Here is a 19,417-nt window from a genome sequence, read left to right as displayed (position 1 = left end):
AAAAGAGCTTGATGTTTTACCTCCCATCTTTGGATGTTACAATATCATCAATATTTCTTCCTAGGATGGTTTGAGCAGGGTTGGAGAAGGTAACATTAAAATTATAGTCATCTCCCATCTTGGAATCAATGTATTTATTAATAATCCTGAGGGGATCAAGCAGAAAGGCAAATATATTACCAAAGAGACCCACTTTAAACCTTCTTTCAACATAGATACTGGCATTTCTTAAAGCCTCTCCAAGGATTGCGCCCCCCATAGTTGTGAATATCATATCATTAGCAGAAGCCTGTTCATGAAACTCACCAAAATATTCCCACATCAAACTTCCTGCAAAGGCAAATGCTGTTGATGCTGAATAACCGAAACCATTACTTCTAGCGGCTTGATAATAGACTGCCCCAGAATAGATATGATAGACCGTATTCGTCCGAAAATTGTTTGTATCCAAGGACCATCCCTCTTCCACCTTCCGTTTCTGTTCTTTCCAGCTATATCCGTATTCCCAATCAACCTCATTTTCATGTTTGTTTATCCAATAGTTTGCAACACCGAGGCCATTCAAAAATATAATCTCCACACTGGTTCTTAAAAACCGATATTGAAATGATGGACTTGATTCGAAAGTAATGGAATAGTTACTTGTATGACTCCCACCTTCATCATCATAAAAGGCTAAATTGAAATTCTTAATCTCTTTAGAATATATAGTGTCATTAAGAATCACTTCATTTATATCTCTTCCACGTGTGGACATAACAAAATTCATAATCTTCTTCATTGACTCATCCCTGAGTGAGTTCGATTCAATATCATTCCTTATGTCCCAGTTAAGCCTAAATTGTTGATTTTGATTATCCTTGGAGTATATATCAAAGGCGATATAATCCGCCCCTTCGTAATTTTTTGAATTGCTTATGATGCTTATCTGATCATTAGAGTCGAATAATTTATACCTATCTGATAAATAGTTTACATCAGCGCTATGGTAATTGAATAATCCCGTATTTTGCATTAGTTTCAATACAGGAGAATTTATATCCATATCAATCAGATTTATCCTACTATTATAGTTATGATTACCCTTGGAGTAGAGGATATCGGATATCAATACACATATTATGCAAACAATGCATATTATTTCCCAGGATTTCATTATTCTCTTTAAATTAGTCATTGCTTTTGGTTTATACTAAGATGTATAAAACATCATAAGAGATATTCTATTTCAAGCACTATCCTATTCCATTGATGCTGTTTTGTGTCACTTGCTACTCTGCTGTTTATATTCCAGAATTCATAATTTATGTCAAATAAAAGATTATCCAATAAATAGTAACCAACAGATAATTTTAGCATATTTAGCATTTCATAGGCTCTCTCATTCTCTATAGCATAAAATAGATACCAGTTATATCCGGTTTGTAACCTTAGGTTGTGGATTTTATCAACCAAGAATGAAACAGACAGGGGTAATGCTACACTGTAATAAAAATTTTGTCTTCGATATACTGGGTATGATTTAAAGATGTGACTGAGATTATCCTCTTCTGCTCTTGAGATACCTGTGGCAGTGAGAGAAGAATTTATTGAAGGACCAATTCCAGCCATAAATGATGTTGTATATATACCTTGTCCAGTTGTGGACCTAATAAATCCCCACGAGAGGACTCTATACAGGAAGAACTGAATGTGGGGCTGTTTTTTGTATATTTGGTGATCCCAATGCATTGTTGAGTCCCTGAAACTCGGTCGGAAATACTCTATACCATTGAAAAAGCCATGAAGGGATCTAGTACTGCTGGAATCAGAAATTCCGTATTTATGCTTGCCAAATAAGAGAATGTCAATATTTGAATAATTCTCCCTAATCTGTGAATCATAGGCAACATAAAAGTCAAATGACATATAATCCCCTATTGACAAGGGGATATCCCTCTCCTTGGTGTTTATTGAAGGATCGTATTGCAGTTCTCCTGCAAAATATATGCTACCCTCTTTCCATTGAGGATAAAACTCTCTATTATCATGGGTTCTGTTGTATCCTATGGCCACATGTGAAAAAAATATCTGGTTATTAACCTGGGACCTGTCCTCTGAAAATAATGGATTCAACATGAAGGCTAGCATCATATTCCTGGCATAAGCATTATCCAGTGGGAGTTTCTCTTTGATAATAAAATTCCTTTGCCAGTGCTGACCCCCATTAGCAAGGGATATAACAAATTTAATCTGGTCTGTTTCCTCTGCTACTTCAATTTGTGCTCTGATCTCTCTGTATTTATAATTATAATAATAGGCTCTCAGTTGATTAGTCTCTATTACAACCTTCCAATCCTTCTTCTGAAGGATTTGCCTGTATTCACGAAGTAGATAATGAATGTTCTTCTGAATCTCCTCTTGAGATATGTTTTCGGAATTTGAAGAAAAGGCAAAAACTGGAAGAGAGGGTATTGCGATCAGGTAAAGCCTAAGAGCTGTGTCTACTATTTTTAATATCCCTTTCATAATACTTTATCGCCTTATTGAATCAATGGCCTCCTTAAATTTCGGGAGAGCCCTACGGATCACCTCCTCAGAGACACAAAAGGATATCCGGAAATAGCCAGGACCACCAAATCCGCTTCCAGGAACCACAAGAATATTATACTTCTGCAGATGCTCAACGAATTTAATATCATCACTAATTGGCGATCTGCAAAATAGGTAGAATGTCCCTCCAGGTTTTGTAAACTCATATCCCGCCTCTTGCAGCCCGTTCACCAGTAGCTCCCTTCTACTTTTGTAAACATCAACATCAATCGAGAGATCACAGATCTGTACAACAACCCTCTGCATAAGAGCCGGGGCATTAACAAACCCAAGAATCCTGTTACTGAGGATGAGACCTGACATAAGCATATCACACTCAACGCTTGAAGGATTTACAGCGATGTATCCGATCCTCTCGCCTGGAATAGAGAATGTTTTTGAGAAGGATGATACAACAATTGAGTGAGCATATTGCTTCAAAATGCTTGGCACTTTGATGCCATCATACACAATCTCTCTATAGGGCTCATCGGAAATAAGATAGATTATTCTATTCTTCCTGGCATAACTCTCCAATAATCCTGAGAGTTCTCTTATCTCATCCTCGGAATATACAATCCCAGTGGGATTGTTTGGTGAATTGATAAGTATTGCTTTTGTTTTGTTGGTTATGGATTTATCAATTTTTTCAATATTGAGGGAAAAATCCTCCTCAGTATCAACGAGGATCATCCTGCCCTGATGATTATCAATATAAAACCCATACTCAGCAAAATATGGTTTCGGAACAATAACCTCCTCACCTGGATTTAGGATCGTCTTTAAAATAATATTCAATCCACCAGCTGCGCCACAGGTGATAATAACATGCTCCCCATCAATATGGATCTCATGGTCCAGGGATACCCTTTTAGCAATCGACTCACGGGAATCAGGGAATCCAGCATTTGGCATGTACCCATGAACACCAGGACTCTGATCTTCTATTATACCCCTTAACACACTGTAAAACTCTTCTGGGGGATTCAAATCCGGATTCCCCAGACTGAAGTCGAAAACTCCCTCTTCGCCAAGCCTCAATTTTAACTTAACACCCTGCTCAAACATCCTCCTGATCCATGAAGACCTCTCAATAGAATCAATAATTTTTGCTGAAATGTGCATTAAAGCTATACTCCCTATTTGAAAAAAATTGATAATACATAAAACAGGCTTATGTGTGATTTAATAAAGATTAAGAGAGAGATTATTTATCCAGACTTTTTCATACATAGAGGGAAATACTAATATTATAACAATGATATCCAATATGCATTATTATGTATTTTCTGGTTGGGGTTTAAATTATATCTCAACACCCCATTGAGCGATAAAGTCATTTCTAATGATCTATTATCCATTGGCAAAGGTATGTTTCTTTACATAAATGAGAAAGGGAGCTTAGACAAATTATATCTTCAAATTACAAGATAGAGATATACAAAGGGCTAACCAGAGTCTATTTCTATGTTCCCCCCTGCATGTGCAACCTTGTGACTGTTAAACCTTCCATTGCAATAATTTTCAAAATCTATTTCAGCAGGGAGGTGGGATATAAAAAATCCCACGAGAATACTGAATTTAAGTGTTTAAAGATACCTACTGAAATAGATTCTAATTTCTCCCCCTTGGGGTGAGATTTTTCTTCTCCCTAGGGCACAATCATTTCACAGCAACCCATTGGGAAGCATAAAACGAGGCTATTCCCAATGGGTTATGCCTCTTCCTTCACCACCATTACAAAAAAGACTAACCAGTTAGGGTTACCTTTGCATTAGTAATAACATCAATATCCCTCTCTTTAGCCTTTGCCTTACAGATGATTTCTGTATTCGACTCTTTCCACATCTGAACAACAATGGTTTCGCCAGGGAATACTGGTTTAGAGAAACGAACCTTAATGCTCTTGAATTTCTCGGGATTATTGTCCGTATAGGCTTCAATTACAGCTCGACCCACATTTCCGTATGTACAGAGCCCATGAAGTATGGGCACATCGAATCCACCCATTTTAGCCATTTCTGGATCAATATGTAGCGGATTCTTATCCCCGGATAGGCGGTATAGAATTGCCTGATGTGTCATTGTGGGATATTCAATTACCTTATCGGGTTCTCGATCTGGCGGTTCATTACCAGGCTCAGGAGCCTTAGGATCATCCGGCTTCCCGAATCCACCCTCGCCACGAATATATGCCGAGAATGTATTTTTTATCATAATTTCACCGGTATCAGCATCCTTGGAATCAACATCCATTACAAGCAGCGCTCCCTTAACCTTGTCGTAAATGCCGGTCACCTTGCCTGAACTAATAACTTTGGCGTTTATTGGCAGGGGAGATTTAACAATTTCAGTATACTGCTCTCCATGAAGTAGCATCATCAAATTGATATCTAAACCAGGCAGACTAATAAGATTGCCAATGGCCCCGAATACAGGAACAACACCAAAAGTGGGCAGCGCCTTAAGCCCATTCTCATAGGTGTATTGAAGCACCTTTTTAGGATCAACTTGATTCTGATTAACCCCAATTCCAACTCCCAATGCATAGAGTATGAGCCTGTCAGCATCCCAAGTAAACTCTCCGCCTTCCAGCTCTGCACCTAATGCTTTTTCTCTGTCAATAGGCATATAACAAATCCTCCTTTGTAAGTACTATTTAGGGATGAATCCAATAGTAGTATACTAATGGAAACCCTAAGATTGGTTTAAAATTATTAACTCTGATTAAAGATTGAGAATCTTTTAATTCATAGAACCATATCACAGAACATATATTCATTGTCAAGTGAATTCATGAGCTTTGTTCCTTTTCGTAATGCACTCTGTAACCTGAATAACATTCATCCAGTCTTGAGTTGGATTAATGAATCACTATCTTTTGGTGGGAGAGTGAAATAATTTTATGTATGAGTAATGGATGTTTACCCATATCCTGATTCACTAAGGGAGTCGATACAACGCAGTTTCCTCAGTTATAAACTTAGCAAATATTTTTTCTAATGCATTAAAACCAAATTCATACATCATAATTTATCACATACTTGAATACAGATAACAGGTGACAGCATTTATATTTAAAATTACATAGCATGAAATTGTTATCCCTTGATAAATACTTCTCTTAAATGGGAAGACGTATGATGAAACATGCCCCCCTTCCGGGTTCTGATTCAACCTCTATTATTCCATTGTGATTCAATATTATCTGCTGACATATCGAAAGACCAAAACCAATGCCCTTATTCTTTGTTGAAAAAAGCGGCCGAAAAATTCTATCTTTATTCTCTGAAGCAATACCTGGGCCTGTATCTTCAAAGATGATTTCGACAATATCGTCTTCATTAGAGACCCTCATTTTAATCGCAAGCCTTCCCTTTCCTTCCATCGCTTCAATGGCGTTATTAATGATATTGTTAAAGGTTATACAGAGTTGTTCCATATCCCCATAAACCGCCACCTTCTCATCCTGTATATCTACATTAATTTCCACTGTATTGGGTATGTTTAATGTCGAGATAGCATAATTCAGCGCTACTGTGAGGTCAATCCTATCTTTCCTTGGCTTCTTCAGATTTGCTAGATTCACAAGACTATTAATTATATCTCTTGAGCGTCTCACCTGTTCTCTGATACGATTGATATGCTGCTTCAATTTTGAATCTGAATCTGATAATTTTGTTTGAATATAGTATGCAGAGCTCTCAATAATACCTAGAGGATTCCTGAGTTCGTGAGATAGATTTCCCGAAAATTCGCCGAGAACAGCCAGTCGTTCAGCTATGATGAGCTTCTCCTGAGCTTCATTCAGTTCTTTTGTCCTTTCCTTAACCAGTTCCTCCAGATGATAGCGATATTTTACCAGTTCCTCCTCTGCCAATTTATGCTCAACCTGTAATCGTTTCTTCTCAATAGCAGCATGGATGGTCTGCGGAAGCCGTCGGATATGACTTGGGGTTTTGATAACATAATCATCAGCCCCCCTCTTCATCGCCTCCACAGCTATCTCCTCTGATCCTGTGCCAGTGACAATTACAATCGGCAAAGAGAAATCTTTTCTCTTAACTGCATCGATCACCTCCAGCCCTTCGAAACCTAGAATGTTGAAATCGCTCAGAACGAGATCAAAATCTCCATCTGACAACTGAATATTGAATTCCTCAATTGAAGTAGCCTCGATTACCTGAAAATTCCCATACTCAATTTCAAGCGAATCCCTTACCAGTTCTCTATCTAGCGAATTATCATCTATATATAGAATACGATTCATTTTACTCATAATTTCCCCTTATACTAAAACAATCAACTATTGTTAATTATGAAATTCCACAAAAGAAAATGCACAACCCCTCCCCCCTGTAAAAGAGAAGGAATTGCGTTACAATTAAACAATTTAATTTTGGTAAAGCATATCTTAAATACAAAACATAAAAATCATTCCTTGTTACTTATCCAATCCGGAGGGCCAACATTTAGCAGCATCCAATATTCATCTATTTTCCGAATCACTTCCATAAAACCTTCAAAAGATACAGGTTTAACCAGATAGCTGTTTGCGCCATTGTCATAACTTAAAGCCCTGTCCCCATCCTCCATAGATGACGTAAGTATAACAACAGGTATTCGCTTAAGACCATGAGCCTGTTTAATCCTCTGCAGCACCTCATGACCATCAACACCAGGCATCTTTAAATCCAAAAGAATCAAGTCAGGAATAGGATATTTCTGTCTGTCTGAATATTTATTTTTACCAAAAAGATAGTCAAGCGCATCCTTGCCACAATTAACATAATTGATTTTATTTCCCAGATGTGCCTCTCGAAAGGCGTCGAGTATCAACTCCACATCCATGAGATTGTCTTCTACAAGAAGAATGTTTGCAGCTTTAGCCATATTATCTTCCTTTTACTATTATTTGTATTTGTTATGTGAATAATGATTCTAACGGCAACTCTACAATAAAAGAACTCCCCTGTCCCACAGCAGATTCTATACATATCTGCCCCCCCAATAAATCCAATGATTTTTTCACAATAGCTAAACCAATGCCCGTGCCTGGGTATTCATTCTGACTGTGCAGCCGTTGAAATATATGAAATATCTTATCGTGAAATTCAATGGGAACACCTATGCCGTTATCAATCACGCTGACAATAATACTCTTGGCATTATTGCGCCAGTCTACAATAATATTAGGAATAACATCAGGGGCATGATATGTTAGAGCATTATCGATCAAATTTGAAAAAACCTGGATCAGAAGGGTCTTATCACCAATAACAACCGGTAGATCATCAGGAATGCTAATAGTTGCCCCCATATCCGTCAATCGATCAGATAGGCTACCCATAACCAATGCAAACACCCCGTTTAATGGTACAGGTCTAAAAGCTATAGAGCGACGTCCAAGGCGGGAGTAACGCAATAGGTCAGTTATAAGTCGATCCATTTGAAAGCTTGCTTGAATTATATTTGTAAAGTAATGCCTGATCTCCTCATTCAAGTCATTCCAATAGCGGTGGCTAATTATTTCAGCAAATCCACTGATAGCGCGAAGTGGAGACCTCAGATCGTGTGATACTGAATATGAAAACGATTCAAGCTCCCTGTTTGCTAATTCAAGCTTTATTGTCCGCTCTTTTACCAAATCCTCCAGATGATCGCGATACCTCTCCAGCTCTTCCTCCGCTTTTCTGCGTTCAGTGATATCCTCTCCTGAACTGAGAGAGCCAACGATGTCTCCCACCTCATCTATTAGAATTGTGTTATGCCAGGCAATGATCCTCACCTCGCCACCTTTTGTTAATACTGGATTCTCATAATACTCAACCGGTTCGATCCCCCCTGACATCAATTTCTGGAAAACTGATTTCACATTTTCACTTAACTTTTCCGGAAGGAAATTTTCAAACCAGTTCTTACCAATTATCTCCTCTTGAGGATATCCAAGAATCTCGCAACCCTTTTTGTTAATAAGTGTAACCTTCTCTTTTGAATCTATCGCCACAAACATCACTCCTGCAATATCGAGGTATTTCCTTGTAGTATCTCTCTCCTTCTGAATTGTATCCTGATACTTTCTATTTGCAAGGGCAATTGCAATGCTCTCTACAATCTTTTCAAAGAATGTGATCATCTCCGGAGTAAACTTGTACTTTTGCTTATCATTTAATTGCAAAAGACCAATGATCTCGCTACCTGAGCGAAGAGGGATAAGCGCAACAGATTCATAGCCCTCCCCATTACATCGGTTTCTGGTACGAGCCTGACGATCTTCTTCTGTAGTGGAAGCAATAAGTTCAGTTGTGCTGTTTGTCCAAAAACTGCCGCCCTCAGTAAAAAATGACAACGAAGGATCAGTTCTTCCGCAAATAACATTGCCACACATGCATTCCAAAACTGGATTGCCCGTCGAATCTCGCATCAGCCTCCCAACTGAGTCTCTTGCACAAAGATATCTCTCAACCTCAACAAACTGAGTTGAAAAACCATTTATCATGTAATATGGATAATCTTCACCATCCTGTAAACGGAGACCAATGGCGTCAAATCCAGTAATCTCCTTAATCTTTCGAAGAATATTCTGTATTACATCTTGCTTATTTCCGTACTGATTGAGTATTTCCAGAACTTGAGTTGCTAAGTACTGACGATCCCCCTTCAGCTTAGTTTCGGTAATATCCCGCAATATAATAATAATTACCAACTCCCCCTTAAGATTATGCGTATGCATTGAAACATCAACATCCATTAAGGCACTATCCTTGCGCTTCAATTTAGCTTCATAACTATGAATGGAACCGTCCCTTTGGAGTTGATTCAACATTGAATCATACTCTTCTATATTTTGATAAATATCTCTCAGGTTTATTCGATTTATATCCTCCTTAGTGTAGCCAATCATGTTAAGCATAAACCTATTACATAACTGCATCACACCGTCTTGAGTGATAAGGCCTATGCCGCATGGTACATTTTCAAAAATCCTATGCCAACGAGCCTCTGAGTCCAGCATCTCCTTCCTTGCAGCTTCACGACTTGCAATTATTCCTGATATCGTTAAACCAAATGCAGTAAGACTTATCATCATTAAAGATCTCATAAACATCTCATGATTAGGGATACCAAGAATCAGAGAGTCCCAGAATGACACCTCATAAAAAAATAAGCAATCAACAGCAGCATCGATGAACCAGACAATCAGACCAAATATTATTGAAAGTGTAATGAGTATCCCCTTGGATTTCATACATCCTCATTAATATGAAACTTCATAGCGTTCAACCTAAGGATATCTAATTTTCCTGTTACATTAATTAATTCGAAAATAGATGAATAGCTATATAATTATCTTCAGTATTAATGACCTGCCTTATCTTATATATAATTACACACTCAGCAACTCCACAATGAAGGTGCTACCCCCTCCCACCTCCGACTTCACACTTACATGCCCCCCCAACAACTCCACAGATTTTTTTACAATAGCCAAACCAATGCCAGTTCCGTGATATTCATCCTGACTGTGAAGCCGTTGAAATATGCGAAATATTTTTTCATGATATTCAGTGGAAATGCCTATGCCATTATCAGAAACATAAATTACAGCGCGGTCAGACTCATTACACCAGCTTACCCTGACCTCAGGAATAACGCTAGAGTCATGATAGATTAGAGCATTATCGATCAAATTTGTAAAAATCTGTATAAGAAGGGTTTTATCACCCAATACTACCGGCAGATCATCGGATACACAAATACGTGATCCTGTTTCTTTTACTCGGTCAGATAGGCTACTCTTAATCCAGGAAAAAACTTCACTTAATGGAATAGGTTGAATTGATACTGATTGTCGCCCAACGCGAGAGTAATCGAGCAGATCATTAATAAGCTGATCCATCTGAGAGCTTGCCTGTACAATGTTATCAAAGTAATGCCTACCCTCTTCATTCAGGCTGTCCCTGTGACGCCGACTGATAATTTGAGCAAACCCACTGATGGCGCGCAGCGGAGCTCTTAGATCGTGCGAAACTGAATATGAAAAGGATTCGAGATCCTTATTAGCGGCTTCAAGCCTTGCTGTACGCTCCTCTACGCGCTCTTCTAACTCCACATTAAGGGTACGTATCTTCTCCTCCATTCGCTTCCGTTCGGTAATATCCTGTGCCATTAACAAGATCGCACCCTTGCCTTCCCATTTAAATGGAAGTAAAGAAAGGTTTGCATAAAAATACGATCCATCCTTTTTTTTAAATTGAACTTCTCTACCGGGGAGCATGCTATCGGTCTGTAATTGTTGTATTAAATGATCGCGATCTAATATATTCACATACATTTCCTTTACATTAACTCTCGCCATCTCGGACTTGGAGTATCCCAACAACTTTTGAGTATATTCACTCCATGTAAGGATCTTGCCATTATGATCAGTAATGCCAATGATAATGGGGGCTCTCTCGAAAAGTGTGCGATAACGAAACTCTGATTCCCTCAGCGCTTCATCTGCTTTTCTCATATCGTCTATCAACATTGCATTCTGAAGGGAAATGGCTGCCTGAGAAGCTAATAACTGAAGAAGCTCCACCCGATCAGGGGTAAAGGCGCCTGCAGTTATATTATTTTCCAGATAAAGAATACCAATCAATTCTGCCTGTTTTATTACAGGCAGACAGAATATAGACCTCGGTTTGCTCTTAACCACATAAGCATCGAATCTATAATCTCCTTTGTTGGGGGCATCGTCTAAAACGATAAAATCCAATGATCTTTTTACATAATTTATAACAGGCTTTAACAGGTCATCCCTCTCCCCAAGAGGTACAGCTTTAATAATAGATAACTCTTTATCCAACACTATCCTTTCAGCCTCTACAAAAGGTTTATCGTCTTTAATTAGAATTATAACCCCCCTGTTTGCGCTTGAACCCTCAAGAACGATCTTCATCAATTTATCAAGCAATTCCTCTAAAACAATCTCGCTGGAGATCGCTTGAAGTGAGTTTACAATGCTTAAGTAATCAAGCATTATTGTTGCATCAGATTGTAAATGATTATGCAATTCTGAAAGATAAGGATATTCATTCTTCAGATCAGTTGCCTTAATAACAGCTCCCCAGCGTCTGTATCCTCTATAAGCTTCCTGCATATATACCCGAGCTATCTTCTCCATTCCTTCAGAAAGATAAAAATGAGCAGCGCGTTCGTTAGCCATGGCCTCATCCTGAATAAATCCATTCTGATTGGCCAATTCAACCGCTCCGTCATAAAGGTTGATAGTTGACTTTATTTCTCCCCATAATCTGGATATTTCCGCCTCAACAAACAAATATTTATGCTCAAAATTTTCCGGCGCGTGTGCAGCCCACTTCTTCATTTTCTCCTGATTAGACTCTACCTTTTCCAGATAATCCGCTTGTTTATCATCGCTTGCGCTAGGATAATAAGCAAGCAATGATAATGAATAATAATAATAATATTCAGCTACAAGATTCATGCCTATCATAGTATTTATGGATTTTTCACCTTTTTCGGATATAGTTATGGAATTTCTATAATCGCCATATAAATATAAAATTATTTGTTTTGCTACAGTATAATATCCAATACCAGTAAGCATATTTGTTCTTTCCCATTCCTGAACTATCTCCTTTTCATCGCATATCTCACCCTTAATAAACAGCTTATCCTCACTCATCTCCAAGAGATTGATCACCATCTGGTACCAAAGTTTATACTCCTGAATAACGCTTAACTGCTTGTACTTCAGTATAACTTCATAGTATTTATCTATCATTTCCCGTAATTCACCTAAGGGCTCACCCATAAGGAATGAAGTAATAATAAGATGGTTCACAGCATATGACGCATATGACAGGTCCCCTGTTTCTGAGCCGCTTCTGTATGATTCAAGGAGATAGGGAAGATCTTCCCTGTAATGATTATTCCAGTGATTTATCATATCTCCATAAACATAAAATACCTTTGCTTTAAATTCTACTGCATTAAATCTATAAACAAGCTCCAACGCGAGCCTACCAAATCTATACCCAAGTTCAATTTCCCCCAATCTACCGCATAATATTAAACCATAGACAACATACGCAAAGGAGGTATTTTTTGTGTTACCGCTGGTTAATGATATATTTACCAGCTTCAATATTATCAATGACATATATTCCGGAGTTGTCGTATATGCAGCGACTGAGCAGGATATTAGAATACGGGCAATTGCTATTTTATTAACGTCATTTAGATCAGGGAGGTAGGCAAGTTCCTCTATTTCTCTACCCCCTATATTCTGTTTCACAAGATTCATCTCTTCATTTATTAATTCAGGGCTTGCCTCTCCTGGCATGTCAACACCCAGCATGGTAAGAGCCTCTCTCCCCAAACTTATAGCCTCAAGCCTCCTATTAAGAATGGTAAAGCTTGTAATCTTTGTCTCATATACTCGTACTTTATCCAATAATCTCTTTGCATTCTTTAAAACAGTATCTAAAAAGATTTCAGCCTGCTCATTTTCTCCAATTAGATATTTTACTTCGCCAATCTCTGTATATAATGAAAGGGCTAAATCATATTCCTTTTCCCATGCATCGCAATGCAAAAGATTTATCCCAAATTCAAGATATAGATCTGCTGTTTCATATGCTGTCGAGGCCTTGGCTTTCTGCCCGGCTAAAAGGTTCAATCTGGCAAGCTCTCTCAGCTCCCCCTGGTCAGTAATAAGCTCCATTCCAAGGTTTAACTGATCTACTATATTAAACACATTCTCTGATATCTCCTCAATCCCTGCCTTTTGAAGCAGAAGCTTTCCAATTCTATAATGCTTCCTTTTCCTTTCCTCATCCAAGGTAATGGAGTAAACAGCCTCTTGTATTCGATCATGAGAAAATCTAAATGCATCATGCATTAAAAGCACAAAACCACTCTCAAGTAACACAACAATATTTTCATATATTTCGTAAACAGTTTTATTGTAAGATTCTGCCAGCACTTCAATACTAAACTTGCTTCCAAAGCATGAAGCTGTCTTTATAATATCCAGGGGGCCATCCGGCAGTCTGAGTATCTTCTCAGTCATAAGATCAACTACATTATCTGTTACATCCATCTCCTCAATGCTTTCAACATCCCATTGCCATCCAGTCTGCGTTGAAAAGACCAGCAACTTTTCATCACTAAGTTTTTCTAAAAATTGTTTAATAAAAAAGGGATTGCCTCCAGTTTTTTTATATATAAGCTCAGACAGAGAATTGATAACATCGGGACTACGCTTTAAAGTGTCAGCAATCAACAGATTGATACTATCTATACTGAGAGGTTGTAATATTATTTGATCAAACTTAATCCCTAAATTTTCAATATCATTTAGCCACAGCGTTAAGCGATGAGAAGGCGTAATCTCATTGTCTCGGAAAGCGCCAATAAACAATATATATTGTATAGACGAATCATCAATCAATATCCTAATAAGATCCAAACTTGCAGAATCCGCCCACTGGAGATCATCAAAAAATACAACAATAGGATGATCTGCTTTAGATAATACCCTAATAAAATCCTGAAAAACAAGATGAAATCTCCTTTGAGATTCATCAGCCCTGAGTTCAGGAATCTCAGGTTGTTTCCCAGTTAACAGTTCTACCTCTGGAATAATTTCAGCAATTATCCTGCCATTGTTTCCAAGGGCTTCTTTTAAAAGTTCTTTCCATAAATTAATTCGCTCCTCGCTTTCTGTAAGCAACTGCCTTATAAAACCCTGGAAAGCCTGAATAATGGCACTGTATGGCACATTCATTCTCAATTGATCAAACTTCCCCCATAAAAAATAACCTCTATGCTCCACAATGGGCTTATGCACTTCATTTATGAGTACACTTTTCCCTACACCTGCATAACCGGCTACCAGCATCAGACCTGATGCTCCATTGCTGATGCGGTCAAAGGCTCTCATCAATATGCCGATCTCTTCCTCCCGGCCATAGATTTTCTGAGGGATCAATATTCTATCTACATGTAATAGGTCATCGCCACCAATGACAAAGGGCTCAATCTTACCTTCCCTTTTTATTTGATTTATACATCTTTCCAGATCCTCTACAATTCCACCAGCATACTGATACCTATCCTCAGCATTCTTAGAGAGCATTTTCATTATGATCTGAGAAATAGCCTCAGGAACCTCTGGATTATATTCCACTGGGGGTTGCGGATTTTTTGCAATATGACTGTGAAAAAGCTCAATTGGATTAAATGAAAAGAAGGGAAGCCTTTTAATCAACATTTCGTATAACACAACACCAAGGGAATAGAAGTCAGTGCGATAATCCATGAAACGATTCATGCGACCAGTCTGCTCAGGTGATATGTAGGGCAGCGTGTCTCTTAACACTTCTGAATTATAGATGTCCTCAATCTCATTGATCAGGATGGACGAAATCCCCCAATCTATTAACTTAATCCTTCTTGTATTTTTATTGATTAAAATATTTATAGGTTTAATATCTTTATGGATTAGACCCGAATGATGAACATCTATCAACGCTTTTGAAAGTTGAATGGCAATCTCTATAAAAACTGAAATATTTTGATAGCTATTATGATAATACTCTCTAAGTGGTATTCCGGTGAAATCCTCTGATACAAGGGCAAGGCCATGGCTATATCTTTCCAAACTGTAGGTTTTTACAATAAAATCAGATTCCAGATTCTGTATCACAGAAAATTCTTGTTTAAAATGTGCAAAACGCGCCTCAGAAACTGCGACTTTGTCAAAAGTCTTAATCATTACAGGCAAGTCATCGCTCTTCCTGATTCCACGGAAAAGGGCAGAATGATACCCATGAAAGAGCTTTTCCTTGATCAAATACCCAGATAATTCAATCATCTTCATTCTCTTCGACCATTTGTATAAATCCATCAAATTGAATAAACACTATATTAGAAAACATGCATTTAATAATGTCTATGGGTAATTCTTGATTTCTATAGGTAGGTATCTGTTCTATGACATTCTATTTATATTATGTCAGTGGCATGTTTTATTATTGTGATGATATATTTAATCCATAAAATAAATATCGCTAAATTTTATTTATGATAGTACTATAAGACATTTCTTGCGTGGATATCTCAATGATTTCAAATGATGGGTGATCATATTATTTCTTACATCCTCTCATTCTCCAGGCGCCAATCTCATTTTCTGATTTAATATCATTGATCAGTTTACCAGAATAACCCAATACATCCCTCAATATTTCCTCTGTTTGCTCACCAAGATCAGGAGGTGGATCGGGCTCCCCCTCTATCATTCCATGCATCTTGAATACTGAACCAATAGTCTTATATTTTTTCCCCTTAAGTTCCATTTCTTTAATCATATTATTATGCGAAACCTGCGGATCCTTAGTAACCTGATCATAATTATAAACAGGACCTGAAGCCCAGTCATTCTCATCGCGAAAGAGCCTAACCCACTCCTCTGTGGTCTTCTGCAGCAATGCCTCCTCAAAATATTTCGTAAACTCTTCCTTGTTTACAACTCTGCTCACTATATTGTTATACTTTGGATCTTCCAACATCCATCCAAGACCTACAAGCTCTATTAATTTATCTTCATTGGTTGGGCCTAATGTCATTGATCCATCTTTAGTCTTAAAAATACCATACGTTGGAAGCATATGATGCCTTCTTCCCTGGAAACTGACAACCTTACCGCTAGAAAAGTAGCTTTGAAAAAGCACCTTCTGCATAAATAAAAGGGAATCTAGCATATTAGCATCTACCTTTATACCCTCCCCATCCTGATTTTTATTAATTAGGGCAGCCAAGATAGATAGAACCGCATATATTCCACTCATCAAATCTGCCAACGCAATTCCCCCTGGCACCACGGGTGAACCACCAGGCTCGCCACAGACGCTCAATATACCGCTATGACCGCAGGCAACTATATCAAAGCAGGGATATTCAGTATATGGACCTGTGGCCCCAAAGCCAGTAAGATTACACTGAATAATATTGGGATTAATTTTCTTCAAAGCATCAAAGTCAATACCAAGTCTCTGGGGAACATCCGCTCGAAAATTAGAAAAGACTATATCTGAGACCTTAACCAATTCATTAAAGGCCTCTTTCCCAAGCTTCCCCTTCAAATCCAATACCACACTCTTTTTATTTCGATTAAGGGTTAACATATAATAATTCTTGACATCTACTTTTATTTCTGAATCACCAAATCTCATCAAATCCCCCAATGGAGACTCCAACTTAATAACTTCTGCCCCCAAATCTCCCAAAAGCATTGTCGTAACAGGACCGGCATCCGCCTGACTCAAATCGAGGACCCGAATTCCACTCAATGGTCCTTTAGTAATTGCCATTCATTATCCTCCTAAACTTATTACTCTTTCGATTGCTCAGATATTTCTTCCTCGCTAGGCATCCTGATGATCTGAGCACCTTCACTACGTGTCTGTAGATACGCGACATTTTCTGCCTTAATCTTTTCAATCATATCATCCGAATAGCATAGAATATCCTTTAGTATCTCATCAGTATTTGCACCCAAATCAGGGGCTGATTCGAATGTCCCCTCAATTAGGTCTTGATTATTTCCCTTTGATAATTTAAATAAAGATCCAAGCGTGTTGTATTTTTCCCCCTTTAGCTCCATCTCAATGATCATTTTATTATGCAATACCTGTGGATCATTAAATATTTGCTCATAATTCAAAACAGGTCCACAGGCAAGATCATTTTGATCACGGAGAAGTTTAATCCACTCCTCGGTTGTTTTCTCTAATAAAGCATCCTCAATATATTTATCAAGCTCTTCCCGATTCTTTACCCTATTATCAGGTTTTGCGAAACGAGGATCACTCAAAGTCCATTCAAGCCCTATGAGTTTGAGAGCTTTATCATGATCATCTGGGCACATCGTTATATGACTATCCTTTGTATCATATATTCCATATCCAGGGCCAAAGAGATGCCGCTTTCCCTGAAGACCAGGCTCTTCTCCTGATAAAAAATAGTATTGAAACATGACCTGTTGAAGCAACAAGAGTCCATCGAGAAGATTTGTTTCTATTTGCACTCCTTTACCATCCATCTTCCTCCTTACCAAAGCAGCTAATACTGACATTGAGCCGACAATGCCGCCCATCATATCAGCCAAAGCAATACCCCCAGGTATTATTGGAGCCTTGCCAGGTTCACCGGAGATACTCAATATACCGCTATGCCCACAGGCTATAATATCAAAAGAGGGATAACCAATAGCTGGTCCAGTCTCGCCATAACCAGAGATGTTACAGCGTATTATTCCTGGATTAATTTTCTTAAGTGTATTAAAATCAGTACCCTGCCTTTGGGGAACTTCCGCCCGTGTGTTGGAATAAACAACATCCGATTTTCTAACGAGATCATAAAAAGCCTTTTTGCCATATTCTCCTTTCAAGTTTAAGACCAGACTCTTCTTATTTCTATTGATACCAATAATATACAAATTTTCAATGGTTACTTCCTTATTCCCCATTCTCATCATATCGCCAGTAGGTGATTCTAATTTGATAACCTCCGCTCCCAGATCCCCTAAAAGCATAGTTCCATATGGACCGGCATGCATATGAGTCATATCAAGAATTCTAATGCCATTTAGTGGACCCTTTGTTATCGCCATTTATCTGCTCCTCATTTATTATAATTACGCTAACAGTATGGATTGATATTACATGAAATATGCATATTATATTGCAAGGATCATTCGATTCGGAATCAAATTCACTGAACCATAATAACATGTTAAACAATCTCTCTTAAGAGTCTATCTTAGTAGTAAAATATAGTAAGAAACTAATCGGTTACTTACAATCATATACCATATTTGATTATATTAATTCAATATTATATATATATTTTAGAGCGAGGGAGTCAACTTAAAAAAGTTAGTATGATTAAAAAAACTAGGCCCGAATTTGAATTCGGGATATGAATACTATCATCATTAGTATAAAGTAATCGCTAACTCAATCTGGACAATAATAATAATAATAATCGATATATGGCTTATCACAGATTCTAAATAAGATTTACCTTCACAAGTATGGATAGTGTTCTTATTATAAGATCATCTCAATTTATATTTTCCAATATCAATTAATCATTCCTATTACTTAGGATAGTATTTCTGTTACGAATTTTTTTGACAAATTCCCTATGAAATATATATGAGCCACTAACATTATTGAAAATGTGATTTTTGATCCAAAATCTAATTTCAGATTATCCATCTTTATTTAAGATAGATATAAATGTTCAGGTGATTATTGTTTTTGTCCCATTTCATTGAAGCTATACATTTTTAAATATTTTCTACTTTATTCTAATTAAAGAAATGACGATAAATGATATTGTATGGAATTTGCTTATTTAAGGATGAAACAGTACTATGGAAGACAATAATACATGGATATTTCCTAACAACATAGAATTTGAAACAATACCGGAGTATTCCAAAAAATTTTCTGTTATACCTCATGATAAAACTATTATATTCGATCTCCGGCAAACGAAAACCACGCATTCATCCTTTATTGGTTTTTTAATACACGCTAAGCAAAAGATTGATAAGGAGGGCGGTATTCTAATTCTTAAAACTTCCCCATCATTTGATAAAATTTTAAACATGCTCAATGTTTCGACCTACCTAAACTTTACTAATCAGGAAATGGATGAGGTTGATAATCCATTATATTCGCCAAAATTACAAAAATCAAATAAACAACCTATAATATCTCACTAATAATACACTTGCCCATAAGTTGCACATCAGAATCGA

The 19,417-nt window shown here is 37.6% G+C and carries 11 protein-coding genes; 1 reads left to right on the top strand and 10 read right to left on the bottom strand.

Annotated elements, in window-relative coordinates; all coding sequences use genetic code 11:
* Positions 1 to 16: 16 nt before the first annotated feature.
* The 10 genes from SVZ03_10110 to SVZ03_10065 all read right to left on the bottom strand — a co-directional run bounded on the left by SVZ03_10110 (position 17) and on the right by SVZ03_10065 (position 18,259).
* Entirely contained in the window at positions 17 to 1,045 is a 1,029-nt protein-coding gene (locus SVZ03_10110) for a DUF3943 domain-containing protein (protein ID MDY6934560.1), read from the bottom strand.
* Positions 1,046 to 1,209: 164 nt separating this feature from the next.
* Positions 1,210 to 2,508, bottom strand: a complete 1,299-nt coding sequence (locus tag SVZ03_10105; protein MDY6934559.1) for a hypothetical protein — start codon at positions 2,506 to 2,508, stop codon at positions 1,210 to 1,212.
* A 6-nt stretch (positions 2,509 to 2,514) separates the two neighbouring features.
* Complete coding sequence (locus tag SVZ03_10100) at positions 2,515 to 3,696, bottom strand: pyridoxal phosphate-dependent aminotransferase (protein ID MDY6934558.1); 1,182 nt, start codon at positions 3,694 to 3,696, stop codon at positions 2,515 to 2,517.
* A gap of 624 nt (positions 3,697 to 4,320) precedes the next feature.
* Positions 4,321 to 5,202, bottom strand: a complete 882-nt coding sequence (locus tag SVZ03_10095) for a MaoC/PaaZ C-terminal domain-containing protein (GenBank protein ID MDY6934557.1) — start codon at positions 5,200 to 5,202, stop codon at positions 4,321 to 4,323.
* A gap of 493 nt (positions 5,203 to 5,695) precedes the next feature.
* The gene (locus SVZ03_10090; GenBank protein MDY6934556.1) at positions 5,696 to 6,850 is read right to left on the bottom strand and encodes an ATP-binding protein; all 1,155 of its coding nucleotides are present in this window, start codon (positions 6,848 to 6,850) and stop codon (positions 5,696 to 5,698) included.
* Positions 6,851 to 7,005: 155 nt separating this feature from the next.
* The gene (locus SVZ03_10085; GenBank protein MDY6934555.1) at positions 7,006 to 7,464 is read right to left on the bottom strand and encodes a response regulator; all 459 of its coding nucleotides are present in this window, start codon (positions 7,462 to 7,464) and stop codon (positions 7,006 to 7,008) included.
* Positions 7,465 to 7,495: 31 nt separating this feature from the next.
* Positions 7,496 to 9,820, bottom strand: a complete 2,325-nt coding sequence (locus SVZ03_10080; protein ID MDY6934554.1) for a PAS domain S-box protein — start codon at positions 9,818 to 9,820, stop codon at positions 7,496 to 7,498.
* 138 nt (positions 9,821 to 9,958) lie between these two features.
* Positions 9,959 to 15,460, bottom strand: a complete 5,502-nt coding sequence (locus SVZ03_10075; GenBank protein ID MDY6934553.1) for an AAA family ATPase — start codon at positions 15,458 to 15,460, stop codon at positions 9,959 to 9,961.
* 274 nt (positions 15,461 to 15,734) lie between these two features.
* Positions 15,735 to 16,958 (bottom strand): CoA transferase, encoded by a 1,224-nt coding sequence (locus SVZ03_10070; GenBank protein ID MDY6934552.1) that lies wholly within the window; start codon positions 16,956 to 16,958, stop codon positions 15,735 to 15,737.
* Between the two features lie 20 nt (positions 16,959 to 16,978).
* Positions 16,979 to 18,259 carry a CoA transferase gene (locus tag SVZ03_10065; GenBank protein MDY6934551.1) on the bottom strand — a complete coding sequence of 427 codons (1,281 nt, stop codon included), beginning with the start codon at positions 18,257 to 18,259 and terminating at the stop codon, positions 16,979 to 16,981.
* 768 nt (positions 18,260 to 19,027) lie between these two features.
* On the opposite strand from SVZ03_10065, the gene SVZ03_10060 reads away from it, so the two are divergent.
* The gene (locus SVZ03_10060) at positions 19,028 to 19,381 is read left to right on the top strand and encodes a hypothetical protein (GenBank protein ID MDY6934550.1); all 354 of its coding nucleotides are present in this window, start codon (positions 19,028 to 19,030) and stop codon (positions 19,379 to 19,381) included.
* Positions 19,382 to 19,417 lie beyond the last annotated feature (36 nt).

This window comes from Spirochaetota bacterium (assembly GCA_034190085.1).
Taxonomy (GTDB): Bacteria; Spirochaetota; UBA4802; order UBA4802; family JAFGDQ01; genus JAXHTS01.
This window is presented reverse-complemented; position numbering and strand designations above follow the sequence as displayed.